18 protein-coding genes are annotated in these 16,946 nt (G+C 43.2%); 14 read left to right on the top strand and 4 right to left on the bottom strand.

Annotated elements, in window-relative coordinates; translation table 11 throughout:
- The first annotated feature begins 39 nt into the window (after positions 1 to 39).
- From atpB to ACYUCY_RS15205, 14 genes are all read left to right on the top strand, one after another.
- The gene (atpB, locus tag ACYUCY_RS15270; RefSeq protein WP_460227381.1) at positions 40 to 954 is read left to right on the top strand and encodes a F0F1 ATP synthase subunit A; all 915 of its coding nucleotides are present in this window, start codon (positions 40 to 42) and stop codon (positions 952 to 954) included.
- A 45-nt stretch (positions 955 to 999) separates the two neighbouring features.
- A complete protein-coding gene (gene atpE / locus ACYUCY_RS15265; RefSeq protein WP_460227397.1) occupies positions 1,000 to 1,242 on the top strand; it encodes a F0F1 ATP synthase subunit C in 243 nt (80 codons plus the stop codon).
- A 52-nt stretch (positions 1,243 to 1,294) separates the two neighbouring features.
- Positions 1,295 to 1,765, top strand: coding sequence for a F0F1 ATP synthase subunit B (locus tag ACYUCY_RS15260; protein WP_460227380.1), 471 nt, complete (start codon positions 1,295 to 1,297; stop codon positions 1,763 to 1,765).
- A gap of 12 nt (positions 1,766 to 1,777) precedes the next feature.
- Complete coding sequence (locus tag ACYUCY_RS15255; RefSeq protein ID WP_460227379.1) at positions 1,778 to 2,314, top strand: F0F1 ATP synthase subunit delta; 537 nt, start codon at positions 1,778 to 1,780, stop codon at positions 2,312 to 2,314.
- 39 nt (positions 2,315 to 2,353) lie between these two features.
- The gene (gene atpA, locus ACYUCY_RS15250) at positions 2,354 to 3,898 is read left to right on the top strand and encodes a F0F1 ATP synthase subunit alpha (RefSeq protein ID WP_460227378.1); all 1,545 of its coding nucleotides are present in this window, start codon (positions 2,354 to 2,356) and stop codon (positions 3,896 to 3,898) included.
- Between the two features lie 15 nt (positions 3,899 to 3,913).
- The gene (atpG, locus tag ACYUCY_RS15245) at positions 3,914 to 4,780 is read left to right on the top strand and encodes a F0F1 ATP synthase subunit gamma (protein ID WP_460227377.1); all 867 of its coding nucleotides are present in this window, start codon (positions 3,914 to 3,916) and stop codon (positions 4,778 to 4,780) included.
- A gap of 63 nt (positions 4,781 to 4,843) precedes the next feature.
- On the top strand, positions 4,844 to 6,244 hold the full coding sequence (atpD, locus tag ACYUCY_RS15240; protein WP_460227376.1) for a F0F1 ATP synthase subunit beta: 1,401 nt from the start codon (positions 4,844 to 4,846) through the stop codon (positions 6,242 to 6,244).
- A gap of 122 nt (positions 6,245 to 6,366) precedes the next feature.
- Positions 6,367 to 6,795 carry a F0F1 ATP synthase subunit epsilon gene (locus ACYUCY_RS15235; protein WP_460227375.1) on the top strand — a complete coding sequence of 143 codons (429 nt, stop codon included), beginning with the start codon at positions 6,367 to 6,369 and terminating at the stop codon, positions 6,793 to 6,795.
- A gap of 261 nt (positions 6,796 to 7,056) precedes the next feature.
- Positions 7,057 to 8,436 carry a bifunctional UDP-N-acetylglucosamine diphosphorylase/glucosamine-1-phosphate N-acetyltransferase GlmU gene (gene glmU / locus ACYUCY_RS15230; RefSeq protein ID WP_460227374.1) on the top strand — a complete coding sequence of 460 codons (1,380 nt, stop codon included), beginning with the start codon at positions 7,057 to 7,059 and terminating at the stop codon, positions 8,434 to 8,436.
- Positions 8,437 to 8,562: 126 nt separating this feature from the next.
- Positions 8,563 to 9,333 carry a DeoR/GlpR family DNA-binding transcription regulator gene (locus ACYUCY_RS15225; RefSeq protein WP_460227373.1) on the top strand — a complete coding sequence of 257 codons (771 nt, stop codon included), beginning with the start codon at positions 8,563 to 8,565 and terminating at the stop codon, positions 9,331 to 9,333.
- A gap of 70 nt (positions 9,334 to 9,403) precedes the next feature.
- The gene (gene glmS / locus ACYUCY_RS15220) at positions 9,404 to 11,239 is read left to right on the top strand and encodes a glutamine--fructose-6-phosphate transaminase (isomerizing) (protein ID WP_460227372.1); all 1,836 of its coding nucleotides are present in this window, start codon (positions 9,404 to 9,406) and stop codon (positions 11,237 to 11,239) included.
- Between the two features lie 255 nt (positions 11,240 to 11,494).
- Complete coding sequence (rimK, locus tag ACYUCY_RS15215; protein ID WP_460227371.1) at positions 11,495 to 12,415, top strand: 30S ribosomal protein S6--L-glutamate ligase; 921 nt, start codon at positions 11,495 to 11,497, stop codon at positions 12,413 to 12,415.
- A 64-nt stretch (positions 12,416 to 12,479) separates the two neighbouring features.
- Positions 12,480 to 13,544 carry a succinylglutamate desuccinylase/aspartoacylase family protein gene (locus ACYUCY_RS15210; RefSeq protein WP_460227370.1) on the top strand — a complete coding sequence of 355 codons (1,065 nt, stop codon included), beginning with the start codon at positions 12,480 to 12,482 and terminating at the stop codon, positions 13,542 to 13,544.
- A gap of 249 nt (positions 13,545 to 13,793) precedes the next feature.
- Complete coding sequence (locus ACYUCY_RS15205; RefSeq protein ID WP_460227369.1) at positions 13,794 to 14,165, top strand: hypothetical protein; 372 nt, start codon at positions 13,794 to 13,796, stop codon at positions 14,163 to 14,165.
- A gap of 98 nt (positions 14,166 to 14,263) precedes the next feature.
- On the opposite strand, the gene ACYUCY_RS15200 is transcribed toward ACYUCY_RS15205, so the two are convergent.
- From ACYUCY_RS15200 to ACYUCY_RS15185, 4 genes are all read right to left on the bottom strand, one after another.
- A complete protein-coding gene (locus ACYUCY_RS15200) occupies positions 14,264 to 15,112 on the bottom strand; it encodes a mechanosensitive ion channel family protein (protein ID WP_460227368.1) in 849 nt (282 codons plus the stop codon).
- Positions 15,113 to 15,142: 30 nt separating this feature from the next.
- A complete protein-coding gene (locus ACYUCY_RS15195; RefSeq protein WP_460227367.1) occupies positions 15,143 to 15,628 on the bottom strand; it encodes an arsinothricin resistance N-acetyltransferase ArsN1 family B in 486 nt (161 codons plus the stop codon).
- Between the two features lie 36 nt (positions 15,629 to 15,664).
- Positions 15,665 to 16,171, bottom strand: coding sequence for a GNAT family N-acetyltransferase (locus ACYUCY_RS15190; RefSeq protein WP_460227366.1), 507 nt, complete (start codon positions 16,169 to 16,171; stop codon positions 15,665 to 15,667).
- Between the two features lie 140 nt (positions 16,172 to 16,311).
- The gene (locus ACYUCY_RS15185; RefSeq protein ID WP_460227365.1) at positions 16,312 to 16,734 is read right to left on the bottom strand and encodes a GNAT family N-acetyltransferase; all 423 of its coding nucleotides are present in this window, start codon (positions 16,732 to 16,734) and stop codon (positions 16,312 to 16,314) included.
- Between the last annotated feature and the right edge of the window lie 212 nt (positions 16,735 to 16,946).

The following is a 16,946-nucleotide window of genomic DNA, read 5'->3' as shown; positions in this document are numbered from 1 at the left end:
TACCAACCCTAAAACTAACAGTGTTTATTGAGATCGACTATGGCAGGCGAATCTGGCGGTGGCCAAACCAGTACTGAATATATTCAACACCATCTCACCAACCTCACTTACGGTAACTTACCTGCCGGGTATGAGCGTCACGAAGCAGACGGCTCTATCCATGTACTAGAACACAGCACCTGGACTATGGCGCATAGCTCTGAAGAAGCTGCGGCTATGGGTTTTAAAGCCATCCATCTCGATACTATGGGTTGGTCGATCGGCTTAGGTTTGTTGTTTTGTTTTTTCTTCGCTCGAGCGGCAAAAAAAGCCGATAGCAGCGTTCCGAGTGGTTTTCAAAGTTTTGTTGAGCTCATTGTTGAGTTGGTCGATACCACTGTTAAAGATTCCTTTCATTACACCAGTAAATTTGTCGCCCCATTAGGCCTAACGATTTTTGTCTGGGTGTTTATGATGAATTTCATGGATATGATCCCTGTAGACTGGCTTCCCTGGCTAGCAGGCAAGGCAGCGGGCGACTCGCATTTTTTCTTTAAAGTTGTTCCCACTACCGATCCGAACACTACCTTTGGTTTAGCTATCGGTGTGTTTATGTTGATGATTTTTTATAGTGTTCGCGAAAAAGGGCTAATCGGCTTTGTAAAAGAATTAACGCTAAACCCGATTAAGCATTGGGCAGCGATTCCTTTTAACCTGGTTTTAGAATTGGCTAGTTTGTTTTCGAAACCGCTTTCCCTGTCATTGCGATTGTGGGGAAACATGTTTGCGGGCGAAGTAATATTTATTCTTATCGCGCTGTTGTTTAGTGTCGGTTTGCTTTGGGGTATCGTTGGTGGTGTTTTGCAGTGGGCATGGGCGGTTTTCCATATCCTGATTATTTCGTTGCAAGCGTATATCTTTATGATTTTAACGGTTGTTTATATGGCGATGGCCTATAACACCGAAGAACATTAATTTTTAAATTTAATTTAATAGTCGTTTAAAAAACGGGAGAAAATGATGGAAACTGTTGGTTCGTTGTATATTGCTGTAGGCATTATTATGGGCTTAGGCGCATTGGGTACAGGTATTGGTTTTGGTTTGTTGGGTGGTAAGTTGTTAGAAAGCTCAGCACGTCAACCAGAGCAGTCACCTGCACTTATGACAAAATTCTTCCTCGTTCTTGCACTACTCGACGCCCTTCCAATTATTGGTGCTGGTATCGGTATGTATCTTTTGTTCGCGATCGCTCCAGGCCTATAAGCCTGATTAAGCAAAATTATGCTTTTGAACAACTTCGCAACGAGGTGCAATTGTGAATATTAATTATACGCTCATAGGTCAAACCATTACGTTTTTCATTTTTGCAGCTTTCTGCATGAAATTCGTGTGGCCTCATCTGCTTAATGCAATGAGAGAAAGGGAGCAAAAAATCGCGAGTGGCTTAGAGGCTGCAGAGCGCGCTTCCAAAGACTTAGAGCTGGCACAAAACAGAGTATCTGAACAACTCAAAGAAGCTAAATCGCAAGCGGCGGAAATTATTGAGCAGGCAAACAAACGCGCCTCACAAATAGTTGAAGAAGCAAAACAAAAAGCGATTGAAGAAGCCGGTCGACAAAAAGCCGCTGCTGAAGCTGAAATTGAATTAGAAATTAATCGTGCTAAAGAAGAGCTGCGCGGAAAAGTGGCCGCTCTTGCTATAGCTGGCGCAGAAAAGATTTTGCAGTCATCTGTCGATCAACAAGCTCATGGCAAGTTGGTTGATGAATTATCTGCAAGTTTATAATCGGGAAACGTCATGGCTGAATTAACGACCATTGCACGACCTTATGCTAGAGCAGCGTTTGAATTCGCACGAGATGTGAATGCACTTGATCGCTGGTCCAACATGTTGGCAACAGCAGCCACTGTTGCGATGCATGAGGGAGTTGCAAAATTACTCGGCTCTCCCGGGATTCCCTCTCTTAAGAAGGGTGAGATTTTTGTCGATACTTGCGGCGATGATCTCGATGGTAAAGTTGGAAATTTTATAAAGCATTTGGCGAAAAATAATCGCCTAACATTGCTTTCAGAAATTCGTGAAATGTTTGAGCTATTAAAAGCAAACCACGAAAAAACTATGGATGTTGAAATTACATCAGCGTTTGAAATTTCTGAAGAGCAGTGCAGTAAATTAGCAAAAGCATTGAGTACAAGATTAGCACGCGAAATAAATTTACAGACGTCCGTAGATAGTTCGTTAGTTGGTGGCGCAGTCATTCGCGCTGGCGACATCATGATTGATGGTTCAGTAAGAGGTCGTTTGGCCAAACTTTCTGAATCCATCAATATTTAAAACACACGATTATTACTTTTAAGGTTTGAGGACCGAAGCATGCAGCAGCTGAATCCTTCTGAAATCAGTGAGATTATTAAACAACGCATCGACAATCTAGATGTGTCTACCGAAGCCCAAAACGAAGGCACTATCGTTTCCGTTTCTGACGGTATTGTTCGCATTCACGGTTTAGGTGATGTGATGTACGGGGAAATGATTGAGTTCGAAGGTGGCATATTCGGTATGGCCTTGAACTTAGAAAGAGACTCTGTTGGTGCGGTTGTGCTCGGCAGTGCTTCTGGCTTGGCTGAAGGCCAAACCGCACGTTGTACTAGTCGAATTTTGGAAGTGCCAGTTGGCCCAGAGCTATTAGGCCGCGTGGTTGATGCCCTTGGTAACCCAATTGACGGTAAAGGCCCAGTCAATGCGCAACTTACTGATGCAATTGAAAAAGTTGCACCAGGTGTAATCGCCAGACAATCCGTGTCTCAGCCAGTACAAATTGGTTTAAAAGCGATTGATTCTATGGTGCCAATCGGTCGAGGACAGCGCGAATTAATTATTGGCGATCGCCAAATTGGTAAAACAGCGATTGCGGTTGATGCCATCATTAACCAAAAAGATTCGGGCATTAAATGTATCTATGTTGCTATCGGCCAGAAAGCCTCGTCGATTGCGGCAGTGGTTCGCAAACTTGAAGAACACGGCGCGATGGATCACACCATTGTTGTCGCAGCGACGGCATCTGATGCTGCTTCGATGCAATTCTTAGCGCCTTTTGGCGGCTGTACCATGGGCGAATATTTTCGTGATCGTGGTGAAGACGCATTAATTATTTATGATGATTTAACCAAGCAAGCTTGGGCCTATCGTCAAATCTCACTGTTGTTACGACGTCCGCCAGGCCGTGAAGCCTACCCAGGTGATGTTTTCTATTTGCATTCTCGTTTGTTAGAAAGAGCAGCGCGGGTAAATGCTGAGCACGTAGAAAAAATAACGAATGGTGAAGTTAAAGGTAAAACAGGATCATTAACAGCGTTGCCTGTTATTGAAACCCAAGCCGGTGACGTTTCTGCTTTCGTACCAACTAACGTAATTTCTATTACCGATGGTCAGATCTTCTTAGAATCTTCTATGTTTAACGCCGGTATTCGACCAGCGATGAACGCCGGTATTTCAGTATCTCGTGTTGGTGGTGCTGCACAAACACCAATCATTAAAAAATTGTCTGGCGGAATTCGTACGGCGCTTGCTCAATATCGTGAATTGGCGGCGTTCTCTCAGTTCGCATCTGATTTGGATGAGGCAACTAAAGCACAGCTTGATCACGGCGAGCGCGTGACCGAATTAATGAAGCAAAAACAATACAGCCCGCTTTCTGTTGCAGAAATGGCAATTGTTATTTATGCCGCAGACAAGGGTTATCTAAAAGAAATTCCGGTGAATAAAATCGGTGATTTCGAAGCTTCACTACTGTCTTACATGAACAGTGAGCACGGCGATTTGATGAAGAAAATCAATCAAACTGGCGAGTACAACGATGAAATCGTTGATAGCTTTAAAGCAGCCCTAGAAAAGTTTATTGCCACACAAACTTGGTAAGCGGAATAAGTTCTTATGGCCGGTACTAAAGAAGTACGAACAAAAATATCTAGCGTTAAATCCACGCAAAAAATTACTTCTGCGATGGAAATGGTTGCTGCCAGTAAAATGCGCAAGTCTCAAGAACGCATGAAACTTGGTAAACCTTATGCGACAAGAATTCGCGCTGTTGTTGGACACCTTGCTAACGCGACATCTGAATACAAGCATACGTATTTGGAGGAGCGCGAAACGATAAAGCGTGTTGGCTATATCGTGATTTCCAGTGATCGTGGTTTATGTGGTGGCCTAAACATTAATTTGTTTAAAACAACCATGAAGTCCATGAAAGAATGGCATGACAAAGGTATTAGTGCGGATATCTGCGCAGTTGGCAATAAGGCAGTCGATTTCTTCAAAAACTTTGGTGGCAACATTGTAGCGGTGTCTCGAGATGTTGGCGATGAACCTTCGGCCGATGATTTAATTGGCAGCATTAAGGTGATGTTGGATTTATTTTCTGAAGAAAAAATTGATAAAGTTTTTATTGTCAGTAATGAATTTGTTAACACCATGACCCAAAAGCCAACTGTCAGACAGCTACTTCCCTTGTTGGCAGATGAAGACGAAAAATTGCAGCACTCATGGGATTATCTTTATGAGCCAGATGCTAGTGAATTATTAGAAGGCCTACTAACGCGTTACATCGAGTCTCAAGTGTATCAAGGCGTTGTAGAAAACAAAGCCTGTGAGCAAGCGGCGAAAATGGTAGCGATGAAAAGTGCTACAGATAATGCCGGCGAACTTATTAAAGAATTAGAATTGATTTACAACAAAGCGCGACAAGCGGCTATTACACAAGAACTTTCTGAGATCGTTGGCGGAGCCGCAGCAATCTCATAAGCCGTTTGTCATATCAAAGAATTTAGTTTTTAACATTTAAAGTATGTTTAAGAGGAACACCAAATGAGTAGCGGACGTATCGTACAAATCATTGGTGCGGTTATCGATGTCGAGTTTCCACGCGACGCCGTACCCCAGGTTTACGACGCACTGAAAGTTACCGAGAAAGGTTTAACTTTAGAAGTGCAGCAACAATTGGGTGATGGCGTTGTTCGTACCATTGCAATGGGTTCTTCTGAAGGCGTTAGCCGCGGATTATCAGTTGAAAACACACAGGCACCCGTTTCGGTTCCTGTTGGTGTTGAAACCCTCGGTCGCATTATGGATGTCTTGGGTAATCCCATCGACGAGTGCGGGCCCATCGGCGAGAAAGAAAAAGCATCGATTCACCGTAAAGCCCCGGCTTACGATGAGTTGTCTGCGTCTTCTGAATTGCTTGAAACCGGTATTAAAGTTATCGACTTGGTTTGTCCATTTGCCAAAGGTGGTAAGGTCGGATTGTTCGGTGGAGCCGGTGTTGGTAAAACCGTAAACATGATGGAACTGATTAACAACATTGCAACTGAGCACAGTGGTTTGTCTGTATTCGCGGGTGTTGGTGAGCGAACTCGTGAAGGTAACGATTTCTATCACGAAATGCAGGAAGCCGGTGTTGTTGACACTAAGGAATTCCAAAAATCTAAAGTGGCCATGGTTTATGGTCAGATGAATGAGCCCCCTGGAAACCGTTTGCGCGTTGCATTAACCGGTTTGACTATGGCTGAAAAATTCCGTGATGAAGGTCGAGACGTTCTTTTGTTCGTTGATAACATTTATCGTTACACCTTGGCGGGAACCGAAGTATCGGCACTGCTCGGTCGTATGCCTTCTGCGGTTGGTTATCAGCCAACACTTGCGGAAGAAATGGGTGCTTTGCAAGAACGAATTACTTCTACGAAAACCGGCTCTATTACTTCAGTACAAGCGGTTTACGTTCCAGCGGATGACTTAACCGATCCATCACCAGCAACAACCTTTGCTCACTTGGATTCAACTGTTGTACTAAGTCGTGATATTGCTGCGAAAGGTATTTATCCTGCGGTTGATCCATTGGATTCAACGTCGCGACAGCTTGATCCTTTATTGGTTGGCCAAGAGCATTACGACGTAGCTCGTGGCGTACAAACAGTATTACAACGCTATAAAGAACTGAAAGATATTATTGCGATTTTGGGTATGGATGAGTTATCTGAAGAAGATAAGCAAACCGTATTCCGCGCACGAAAAATAGAACGCTTTTTATCGCAGCCATTTACTGTTGCGGAAATCTTCACTGGTTCTCCCGGTAAATACGTATCGCTAAAAGATACGATCGCTGGATTTAAAGCAATTATTAGCGGTGATTACGACGATCTTCCAGAGCAGGCCTTCTACATGGTTGGCTCTATTGAAGAAGCCGTTGAAAAAGCAAAGACTTTAAAATAAAAGTCTTTGAAATAAACTGAAAAAACACCGAAATAAATTTTTAAGGGTAAACGCTCTGTTGTTAATTTTTCCTTTTTAGATCTAGGAAATTAGTAAATAGAGCGAAAATCTGAGAGATCTAAATGGCAGCTATGACAGTTCACTGTGACATCGTGAGTGCAGAAGAAGAAATATTTTCTGGCCTCGTTGAAATGATTGTTGCTTCAGGCACCGAAGGTGATTTGGGCATTAGTTATGGCCACGCACCTTTGTTGACAGGGTTAAATCCTGGCCCGGTAAGAATTATTAAACAAGGTGGTGAAGAAGAAATTTATTATCTATCCGGTGGCCATCTGGAAGTGCAGCCTCACCTCGTTTCTATTCTTGCAGATACCGCTCTACGAGCAGGTGACATGGATGAAGCCGCTGCACTTGAAGCGAAGAAAGAAGCTGAACAAGCCATTCAAAACCAAAGTGGTGAGTTCGACTACTCACGAGCAGCCTCACAATTAGCTGAAGCCGCTGCGCAATTGCGCACCTTGCAAGCGATTAGAAAGAAAGCTGGTAAGTAGTAACAGTTATTTCGTCACTACTTACTTTTTTAACCCCTCTCTAGCTTTAATCTCTTTGTTTCTGCCTTCTTATTTTTTACGATTATTAGGCTGTCACACAAACTTCAGCACCTAAAACCTCCAGCAGAAACACGTAACCAGTAGGATTGTGTCAACTACCTGTAATCGCGCTCGTGCAGAATTTAGTATTGAAAAGAGTTAGCATAGCGCTCAAATTTATCAGCCCGATTTTACGTAACGCAAAAGTCTTTACGCATCAACATGGAAGCCCAACAGATTATGCTCAATATCGTGATTCTCGCCGCCGGCAAAGGCACTCGAATGAAGTCCAGCTTACCCAAGGTTCTGCACCCTGTCGCAGGCCGATCATTGTTGGGTCACGTGATTGATACGGCGCGCACGCTTAGCAAAGGTAAGTCCATCAATACCGTTGTTGGCCATGGCGCAGACCAAATAATAGCGTCACTTGCGGCGGATGATATCAAGTTTATTGAACAGAAAGAGCAGCTTGGAACGGGCCATGCGGTTGCTCAAGCGCTCCCGAACATCAACCATGAAGACCTCGTATTAATTCTTTTTGGTGATGTACCGCTGATAAAGCAAAATACCTTGGAGCACCTTGTCAGCAAAGTTAGTGATAACTCACTATCACTGCTAACCCTGAGTCTGGGCGACCCAAGTGGCTACGGGCGTATTGTTAGAGACCAAGACAATCAAGTAATAGCGATTGTCGAACAAAAAGATGCCAGCACCGAACAATTACTAATTAACGAGGTAAACACGGGGATATTGGCCGTTGGTGGCGACAAACTTCATCGTTGGTTGCCGATGCTTTCAAACAGAAATGCACAAGGGGAGTATTACTTAACGGATATTATCGCCCTAGCTAAACAGGACGGTTTAACCATAGAGACTTCACAACCTACCAATGAATGGGAAGTCCTTGGGGTTAATAACCGCTTACAGCAGGCTGAGCTTGAGCGTGTTTATCAGGCTCAACTGGCTGCCGAATTTATGACTGAGGGGCTAACCCTAATCGACCCTCAACGCTTTGATTGTCGTGGTTCTTTAAGGTTTGGCACCGATGTTACGGTTGATATCAATTGCGTCATCGAAGGCGAGGTAGAACTTGGCGACAATGTTTCAATAGGCCCGAATTGTTGTTTAAAGAACGCCAAAATTGGTGACAACTGCGTTATTAAAGCTAACACCATCGTTGAAAACGCCTCCGTCGCTGAAAATTGTGAGGTTGGCCCCTTTGCTCGTTTACGTCCAGGGGCAGATCTCCGTCTCGGCGCCAAAGTTGGTAACTTCGTAGAGATTAAAAAATCTGTTATTGGCATCGGCAGCAAGGTCAATCATCTCAGTTATGTAGGGGACGCTAACCTGGGAGAGCGCGTTAATGTAGGGGCAGGAACAATAACCTGTAACTACGACGGCGTAAATAAGTTTGTTACCGAAATCGGTGACGATGCATTTATTGGTTCAAACACAGCACTCGTTGCGCCGGTTTCTGTTGGCAAAGGCGCAACAATTGGCGCCGGATCAACCATCAATAAATCGGTCCCCGACAACCAGTTGTCAGTCGCACGTGGCAAGCAACAAAATATAGAAGGCTGGGAAAGACCTAAGAAGAAATAAACTGATTCTCTTTATCTGTCCAGTTACCGCTATATCGCCCCGCTCATCAGTTCTCTGATAATTTTCTTGCGTTTTTCTTTCGATTGACTAAAATAACTTTCAAATCGAAAGAAAAACGAAAAAATAATGACCAAACGAAACACCCAACAACGCAGAAGAGCGATTCTAGATTGCCTCACCCAGCTTGGTGAAGTCAGTGTTGAGTCCTTAGCGGAGCAGTTCTTTACTTCAGAGGTCACTATTCGTAAGGATTTGGCGGCACTCGAAAGTAATGGATTACTGCTGCGGCGCTATGGCGGTGCGGTGCCAGTGCCACAGGAGATGATTGCAGACACCTCCAATGAGAAAGTTTCGATTCGCAAACAGGCAATCGCCCAGTCAGCGGCGGAACTCATCCGCGACCACAACAGAATCATCATTGATAGTGGCAGCACAACAACGGCCGCTCTCTTACCCGAGCTATCCCATAAGCAGGGCCTTGTTGTGATGACAAACTCAATCACCATTGCCTACGCTTTAAGAGAGTTGGAAAACGAGCCGACGATTTTAATGACAGGTGGTACCTGGGATCCAAAGTCAGAAGGTTTTCAGGGTCAGTTGGCAGAACAAATGCTGCGCTCCTATAACTTCGATCAATTTTTTATTGGTGCGGATGGCTTAGATTTAGAGCGCGGAACGACAACGTTTAATGAGCTGTATAGCTTGAGTCGAGTGATGGCGGAAGTTTGTCGCGATGTCGTGGTGATGGCGGAGTCAGAAAAAATTGGCCGCAAAATTCATAACCTCGAACTACCATGGTCAATCGTTACAACATTAGTGACTGACTCGAATATTTCCGACGGTGATAAAAAAACAATTGAACAACAGGGCGTACAAGTTATTTGTGCGCCGGTATAGAACGCAATATAAAAATTTGTGTTAACGAACCCCTTTTCATAAACAGCAGCAACAGTCAAAGGAGAAAGTTATGTGCGGTATCGTTGGAGCGGCGGCGCAAAGAAACATTACTGCGATTTTAGTTGAAGGTCTAAAGCGTCTTGAATATCGCGGTTACGACTCTGCCGGAGTTGCTGTACTTAACAAAGATAAAGATCTACAGATTCGTAAAGCCGTTGGCAAAGTCGTCAGCCTCGAAGAAAAAATAAATAGCTCGCCCATTAAAGGTGGTATCGGTATTGCGCATACACGTTGGGCGACCCATGGTAAACCCAGTGAAAATAACGCTCATCCGCATTATTCAATGGCTGAAGATGTTGCTGTAGTACATAACGGGATTATTGAAAATTTTGATGTGCTTCGAGATAAATTAATTGCGAAAGGTATTCAGTTTAAATCGGAAACCGATACAGAAGTACTCGCGCATTTGGTAAAAAATTATCTTGAACAAGGTAGCACGCTCCTCGATGCAGTACAGAAAACCACTGCAGAATGTGAAGGTGCTTACGGCGTCGCAGTTATTCATGCTGATCAACCAAATACCATTGTCGTTGCGCGTAGCGGTAGTCCGTTGGTCATTGGCGTCGGCATAGAAGAAAATTTTATCGCGTCTGACCAGCTCGCCTTACGTCAAGTAACAGATCGTTTTATCTATCTCGAAGAAGGCGACACCGCTGAGATTACTAAAGATAGCTATAAAATATTTGATGGCAACTTAAAACCTGTTGAGCGAGAAGTTCTGCAAATCACCGAAGGTGTCGAAGCCGCCGAACGAGGAAAGTTTCGACACTATATGTTGAAAGAAATTTATGAACAGCCTGAAGTTATCAAAAATACGTTAACTGGACGCATCGGTAAACAACGAGTGTTGGAAGAAGCATTTGGTATCGATGCGAAAGCCATTTTTGAAAAAGTGGAGTATGTACAAATTGTCGCATGCGGCACCAGTTATCATGCCGGCCTCGTTGCAAAATATTGGCTCGAAGATTGGGGCGGCTTACCTTGTACCGTAGAAGTAGCGAGTGAATTCCGATATCGAAAGACAGTGGTACCTAAAAACGCATTATTCGTTACGATTTCTCAATCGGGAGAAACTGCAGATACTTTGGCGGCATTACGTGGTGCAAAAGCATCGGGTTATTTAGCGGGCCTCGCTATATGTAATGTTGCGAACAGTTCTTTGGTAAGAGAATCTGATTTAGCTTTAATGACTTTAGCTGGGCCAGAAATTGGTGTTGCGTCTACGAAAGCATTCACCACACAATTAACCGCCCTACAGCTTTTAGCTATTGTGCTGGGTCGTTACCACGGTTTAACGCCGGATAAAGAAAAAGAATTGGTCGCAGCGTTACACCAATTGCCGGCACTTTGTGAAAAGGCGCTAGCACTTGATCCAATCATTGAAAAAACCAGTGAAGCGTTTGCAGATAAACACCATGCTTTATTTTTAGGCCGTGGCGTTCAATATCCCATTGCCTTGGAAGGCGCCCTAAAACTCAAAGAAATTTCCTATATTCATGCCGAAGCTTATCCAGCAGGAGAATTGAAACACGGGCCTTTGGCATTAGTTGATGCAGACATGCCCGTCGTTGCAGTGGCACCCAATGATGATTTATTGGAAAAATTGAAATCAAACTTAGAGGTGGTGCAAGCGCGTGGCGGTAAACTTTTTGTTTTCGCGGATGCTGATGCGGGTTTTACCAACGATAATGAAACCACCGTTATTAACCTTACTCATATCGCTGATAGCATCGCGCCAATAGTCTATACCCTGCCCTTACAGCTTTTGTCGTACCATGTGGCGGTTCTCAAAGGTACAGATGTAGATCAGCCGCGAAATTTGGCGAAATCTGTTACCGTCGAATAAAAAACACCCCCACAATAAGGCATCTAAGTCTTTATTTACTGGAGCCACAGTGCAGTACTATGTACTATGGCTCCTTACGCTCAGAATCAAGATTGAGAAAAATAACAATCCTTGCCTTATCGCTATCAAACACAATGAGTTTCTAAGCGCAAAATTCACATTGAGTTTGACCAGCTTAAAACTAGGTGTATCGGTTCACAGGCTTGATATCAACCCCACAAACTTTTTAGCATTTAAAATTAAACCGAGGTGCTTGTGAAAATCGCAGTGTTGTCACGAAACAGTAAGTTGTACTCCACGCGCAGGCTTGTAGAAGCTGCGAAAGCCAGAGGCCATGAAGCAAGAGTTATCGACGTACTCAAGTGCTACATGAATATTACGACGAACAAACCCTCGGTTATGTATAAACCCGGAGGAAAAGGCGTTGCCGAAGAGGTGAATGTCGATGCCGTTGTTCCGCGTATTGGTTCAAGTATAACGATGTATGGTTGTGCCGTGCTGCGCCAGTTTGAAGTGGGTGGTGTTTACTCGATCAATGAATCAATAGCAATTACGCGTTCAAGAGATAAATTGCGAGCCCATCAGTTATTAGCGCGCAAAGGTGTTGGACAACCGATTACCAGTTATGCGCATTCAGCAGATGCCACCGGGGATATTATTGAGTCCGTAAATGGTGCTCCGCTCATTGTAAAAATAATTGAAAGCACCCATGGTGATGGTGTTGTCCTTGCAGAAACCAAAAAAGCAGCAGAGAGCTTAATCAATGCCTTTAGAGGTTTGCAGGCAGATTTTCTTGTCCAAGAATTTATTAAAGAAGCCGGCGGCGCCGATATACGTTGTTTTGTTATCGGCGAAAAAGTTGTTGCCGCGATGCAACGAACAGCTCAGCCAGGAGAATTTCGTTCAAACTTGCACCGAGGTGGAACGGCAGAAGTTGTTAAGTTACGACCTGATGAACGTCGTTTAGCGGTTAAAGCAGCACAAGTAATGGGTCTAGATGTTGCTGGCGTCGATATCATTCGCTCTAGTCATGGCCCACTGGTTTTGGAAGTTAATTCATCACCGGGATTAGAGGGAATTGAAACGGCGACGGGAAAAGATATCGCGACGGATATTATTGAATATATTGAAAAAGATTCATTAAAAGGACCGAACAAGCTAAAAGGCAAAGGTTAAGCCGTTTTTATAAACAGGCTTTGGCAAAGCAAAATAGTTTTTTCGAGGTAAATTAAATTAAAGTATGATAAAAAAAATTGTTGGCAATGAAATAAAAATTGGCGAGCAAACAATACACCCTGGGCAAAGGGTTCGAATGGAGTTGGAGGTTGCCCAGCTTTATACTCATACACCTCTGTCTATTCCTGTCGAAATTGTAAATGGTAAATATCCCGGCCCAATATTATTAGTGAATGCGGCAATTCATGGCGATGAGTTAAACGGTGTCGAGGTCGTTAGAGAATTATTAGAACGTATAAAACCTAAAACGCTCAAAGGTACACTTATCGCCGTACCTATCGTAAATATATTTGGCTTTATTCATCAAAGCCGGTATCTCCCAGATCGACGTGACTTAAATCGCTTTTTTCCAGGCACGGAAAAAGGATCGATCGCCGGTAGAATTGCTTATCAATTTTTTAATCACGTCGTAAAAAAATGTACCCATGTTGTTGATCTTCACACTGGTGCTATTCATCGAACCAACCTTCCGCAAATTCGCGCGAATTTAGAAAATGAAACTGTCTCTGAAATGGCGCAAGCATTTGGTGCCCCAGTCATTGTCGATGCGTCACTACGCGAAGGTTCTTTGCGATCTGAAGCAGAGAAAGTAAATATCCCCGTTATTACATACGAAGCTGGAGAGGCCTTACGTTTTGATCCCATCGCGATTGCCGGCGGTGTAAGAGGCGTACTTGGGGTAATGAATTATTTAGCAATGATCGGCCGCACAAAAAAGAAATCAAAATCTCAACCTGTTATAGCACGGTCGACAAATTGGATTCGCTCACCACAAGACGGCATCGTTAGAGCCCGAGTAAACTTGGGTGACAAGGTTGTAAAAGATCAGGTTCTTGCCGTTATTGGAGCGCCCCTTGGCACAGGCGCTTGTGAAATTAAGGCACCAAGAGGGGGAATTGTAATTGGCCAACAAACAATTCCCTTGGTTAATGAAGGCGATGCGGTATTTCATCTTGCGTACTTTGAAGAATCCGACAAGCTCGTCGAGAAACAAGTCGATGCTTTTATAGATGAAGTGCTGACTGATGACGATAACGTTGAACTCAACGCTGGAATAGGCAAATTCTAGGGGCAAGCTAAATTTAAAATAAAAATTGCTACCATGGTTAAACTTTGCTGACTCCATAGACACTAAACGTTTTGAATTAAATACATTGTCTACATCGAGACTGATATTTTTTTGGCGCGAATTAAGTGACGCAAAGCCCATAAAAACCGACATCTACACAGTTCTTTACCGACTTCCCTTAACTATTATTGCGATGCGCAGATGAAGCACATAGAATATTCCCTCACCTAACAGGGGGGTTTTACAACAATGAAGCAATCACATATTTTTAAGAAAATGGCCGTTTTAGTTACTGGATTATTTTTCAGTGTAATGGCGTTTGCAGATTTAACCGGATCTTGGTTATTGGAAGTAACGACCGATGCGGGTTCTGGCGCACCGACTTTTGAGTTAGTCCAAGACGGCGAAAAAGTGACAGGTAAATATACAGGCCAATTGGGTGAAGCCGATGTTGAAGGAACTGTCGATGCAGAAGGTAATTTCAGCATTGTATATTCAGCGGATATGGGCGGACAGAAACTGGAAGTGACTTATTCTGGAAAAGCTTCTGGTGACTCAATGGAAGGTAAGCTTGATCTAGCAGGAATGGGTGGCGGCACCTTTACGGGTAAAAAACAGTAGTCTATTTTTTTACTTCGGACTATAAAAAAGCACAGCTATTTTGCTGTGCTTTTTTTTGCTTGAAAGAAAAGCTGCACGCAGTTTAGAAAACCCAATGGTTATTCTATTTGATCTATTTCACCGCTGCTAAGGCCTCCTAACAGATCGAAAAATGCTTCTGAAATTTCTCTTTCGAGCACTAGGGTGTCATTTTTATGAGAAGTAATTGTAAATACAAAACCTATTTTCGCTGTATTAGAGGTAACTATTCGAATGCTTGGTTCGTAAGAATCAAGCAACAAACGTTTCGACTTTGACTGACTTTTAAAGTTAGGCTCATTCAGTGTTGCTTGCCACTTGTCTTCCAGTAAAGCATTCAACTTTGCCAATAGTTTACTTACTGCACTACTGTTATTTCCATCGATAAACAATGTAAAGGAATGAACAGAATAGGGGTTCAGATTAGAAATATTTCGAACCGCATTGGTTAAAAACAGACTGTTCGGCAGAATAACTTTGTTCCCCGAGGGCTTCAAACTAGTGGCATCGACTTCTTGAAGTTCAGTTGTCAATAAACTCTGGTCGATAACAAATCCCGTATGCCCGCTAAATTCGATCAGATCGCCAATGGTAAAAGTACTGCTACTAGCCCGCACCAAAGAGCCGCTGACACAAAGAATTAATTCTTTGGTTGCGATAACGATAGCGACCGCAACAGCTGTTAAGGAAAGCGCGAAGGTTCTAAGTTGCGGTGCCCAAATCAAAGACAAACCTACGATGGCAATCAACAAGATCGTATTTTTTAAAAACACCTGCCATTTTGCTTTTAATGCACGGGATAGTGGTGCTTTACGCTTGATATAGCGTAATAGCAACCAGCGAATGACAAATAACATTAGCAGCAATAAAATTGTCGCGGGCACACCGCTTGAAGAGACAGAGTCCCATAATTCTTTAATTGAATACACGAGCTAACCTATTCGAAAAAATTAATATGATCACAATGATTTTTGCCAATACCCCACATCTATCCAGCGATCATGTTTAAATCCCACTTCTTTAAAATGCGCTACTTTCTCAAAACCGAGTTTTTCATGTAAAGCGACACTGGCTTCGTTGGGTAGAGCAATACCGCCAATGACAATATGAAATTCGAGGGCTGAAAGCGCTTCAAATAACTGCGCGTAAAGTTTAGAGCCAACACCCTGCCCCAAGCTATCCTTGTCTAAATAAATTGTTGATTCTACGGAATGTCGATATGCCGAACGAGATCGCCACAAGCTCGCATAGGCAAAGCCCAAAACATTTTCACCTGATTCAAATACTAACCAAGGTAAATTCGCGGTGGAGTAATATTGAATGCGCTCGCGCATATCACTTACGGCAATTTGTTCTTCTTCGAAAGTAATAACCGAGCTCTCGATGTAATAATTATAAATTTCCGCTAATCGCTGGGCGTCATCAAGGGTAACATTTCGGATCATATAATATTCGCTAGTAAATTTTGTCTACCAACATGCTTACCAAGGCAAACTATCAATTGAAATATCATTTTTAGGCCATAAAAAATTTGAGATCGGATGAATCATGGTAGCGGCGGGAAATATAACCATGCCTTGTGGCTGATAAACCTTTACTTTAGATTCAATTAACTTCCAGCTCAGAGCTTGATAAAAAGCCACCATCGACGGTAGACAGAATAGCAATGCCGCGTCCGACTTCCATTCTTCGTTCGCAATTCGCAGGGCCTCTATCAAAACGTTACGCGCATATCCATGATGGCGAAACGGTGGTGCGGTAACCACGCCACCGATTCCGGTAAGCAAAATACGTTGATCATTAACTTCAATTTCTTGTTTGATCAAACCACACTTACTTTTTGCTTCACCCTGATCATAAAGCACCACTTGTAATTGCTTTGGTCGCCAGACAAGATTGAGCGCTTCGGAGTTATATATATCCTCTCCCCAATCGACAAGGACTTGTTTTTCCTTTTCGTTTAAGGAGATGCGACGTTCAAATTCCATGCGGTATTCAATCTGATTAATTGACCAAAATTTGGCAAGGATTACAGAAGCCAGGAAGTATGTCTAGATAGCTGAAAGAGAAATAACCTTCTCTGAATGAAAAGTTGAGATAGAGAATACTGAAAGGAAATATATAAAAATTAGCTAATTTTCTTAACGTAGTGGGCTTCACCTGCTTTATAACCCGCATTGAGCAAAATCTTTCGCGCTACAGAGCGCATGATTGAGCTGGTAACCTCAGTTGTTAAGCAGCCCGACTCTTTGAAAAAGGCGTCGGCGGCTTCAACTAGCATTGTTCCGGCGCGATTGCCGCGATAACTTTCTTCGACAATAAAAGTTGTAATTCGCCCAATTGTACCTTTGGTATGAAAGGGGCAATAAACATGTAAACCAATAATGCCCTTGATGGAGACATCTTCCATGTCGATCATGACCTTGTACTCGTTGCCGGTTTTATAAGCATCAAGCCTCGATTCGAGCATGCTCAGGGAGGTACTGTAACCTAAGCCTTTTAACAAAGACGAGATTCCCAATAAATCAGATTCTTCTACGTCCTTGATCATATTCAAATACCTTTGGTGAATTACTTTGAGAGCGACGAGCTTTTAGACGCGCCCATTGTCCTCATCTACTCCGCTCATCGTCAAGTGATTAATGTCTTGAAAGTAATTAATTCTCGAATACTAATAACTCTCAAGACTAATACGGCAATTTTTATCACGGTACTTGCTTCAGTTTTGTTGGCAAATCATACTTGCGACCCGCTTTTCATCTA

This window comes from Aurantivibrio infirmus (genome assembly GCF_054767315.1).
The sequence above is the reverse complement of the archived record's forward strand: the minus strand, read 5'-3'. Positions and strand labels throughout refer to the sequence as shown.

What these genes read in the sequence shown, in the direction of transcription:
- ACYUCY_RS15225 (WP_460227373.1), top strand. Translation starts at nt 8,563, where the DNA reads ATGACCAAACGAAACACCCAACAACGCAGAAGAGCGATTCTAGATTGC.
- ACYUCY_RS15255 (WP_460227379.1), top strand. Translation starts at nt 1,778, where the DNA reads ATGGCTGAATTAACGACCATTGCACGACCTTATGCTAGAGCAGCGTTT.
- glmU (WP_460227374.1), top strand. Translation starts at nt 7,057, where the DNA reads ATGGAAGCCCAACAGATTATGCTCAATATCGTGATTCTCGCCGCCGGC.
- atpE (WP_460227397.1), top strand. Translation starts at nt 1,000, where the DNA reads ATGGAAACTGTTGGTTCGTTGTATATTGCTGTAGGCATTATTATGGGC.
- glmS (WP_460227372.1), top strand. Translation starts at nt 9,404, where the DNA reads ATGTGCGGTATCGTTGGAGCGGCGGCGCAAAGAAACATTACTGCGATT.
- atpG (WP_460227377.1), top strand. Translation starts at nt 3,914, where the DNA reads ATGGCCGGTACTAAAGAAGTACGAACAAAAATATCTAGCGTTAAATCC.
- ACYUCY_RS15195 (WP_460227367.1), bottom strand. Translation starts at nt 15,628, where the DNA reads ATGATCCGAAATGTTACCCTTGATGACGCCCAGCGATTAGCGGAAATT.
- ACYUCY_RS15205 (WP_460227369.1), top strand. Translation starts at nt 13,794, where the DNA reads ATGAAGCAATCACATATTTTTAAGAAAATGGCCGTTTTAGTTACTGGA.
- ACYUCY_RS15190 (WP_460227366.1), bottom strand. Translation starts at nt 16,171, where the DNA reads ATGGAATTTGAACGTCGCATCTCCTTAAACGAAAAGGAAAAACAAGTC.
- atpB (WP_460227381.1), top strand. Translation starts at nt 40, where the DNA reads ATGGCAGGCGAATCTGGCGGTGGCCAAACCAGTACTGAATATATTCAA.
- atpA (WP_460227378.1), top strand. Translation starts at nt 2,354, where the DNA reads ATGCAGCAGCTGAATCCTTCTGAAATCAGTGAGATTATTAAACAACGC.
- ACYUCY_RS15235 (WP_460227375.1), top strand. Translation starts at nt 6,367, where the DNA reads ATGGCAGCTATGACAGTTCACTGTGACATCGTGAGTGCAGAAGAAGAA.
- ACYUCY_RS15210 (WP_460227370.1), top strand. Translation starts at nt 12,480, where the DNA reads ATGATAAAAAAAATTGTTGGCAATGAAATAAAAATTGGCGAGCAAACA.
- atpD (WP_460227376.1), top strand. Translation starts at nt 4,844, where the DNA reads ATGAGTAGCGGACGTATCGTACAAATCATTGGTGCGGTTATCGATGTC.
- ACYUCY_RS15185 (WP_460227365.1), bottom strand. Translation starts at nt 16,734, where the DNA reads ATGATCAAGGACGTAGAAGAATCTGATTTATTGGGAATCTCGTCTTTG.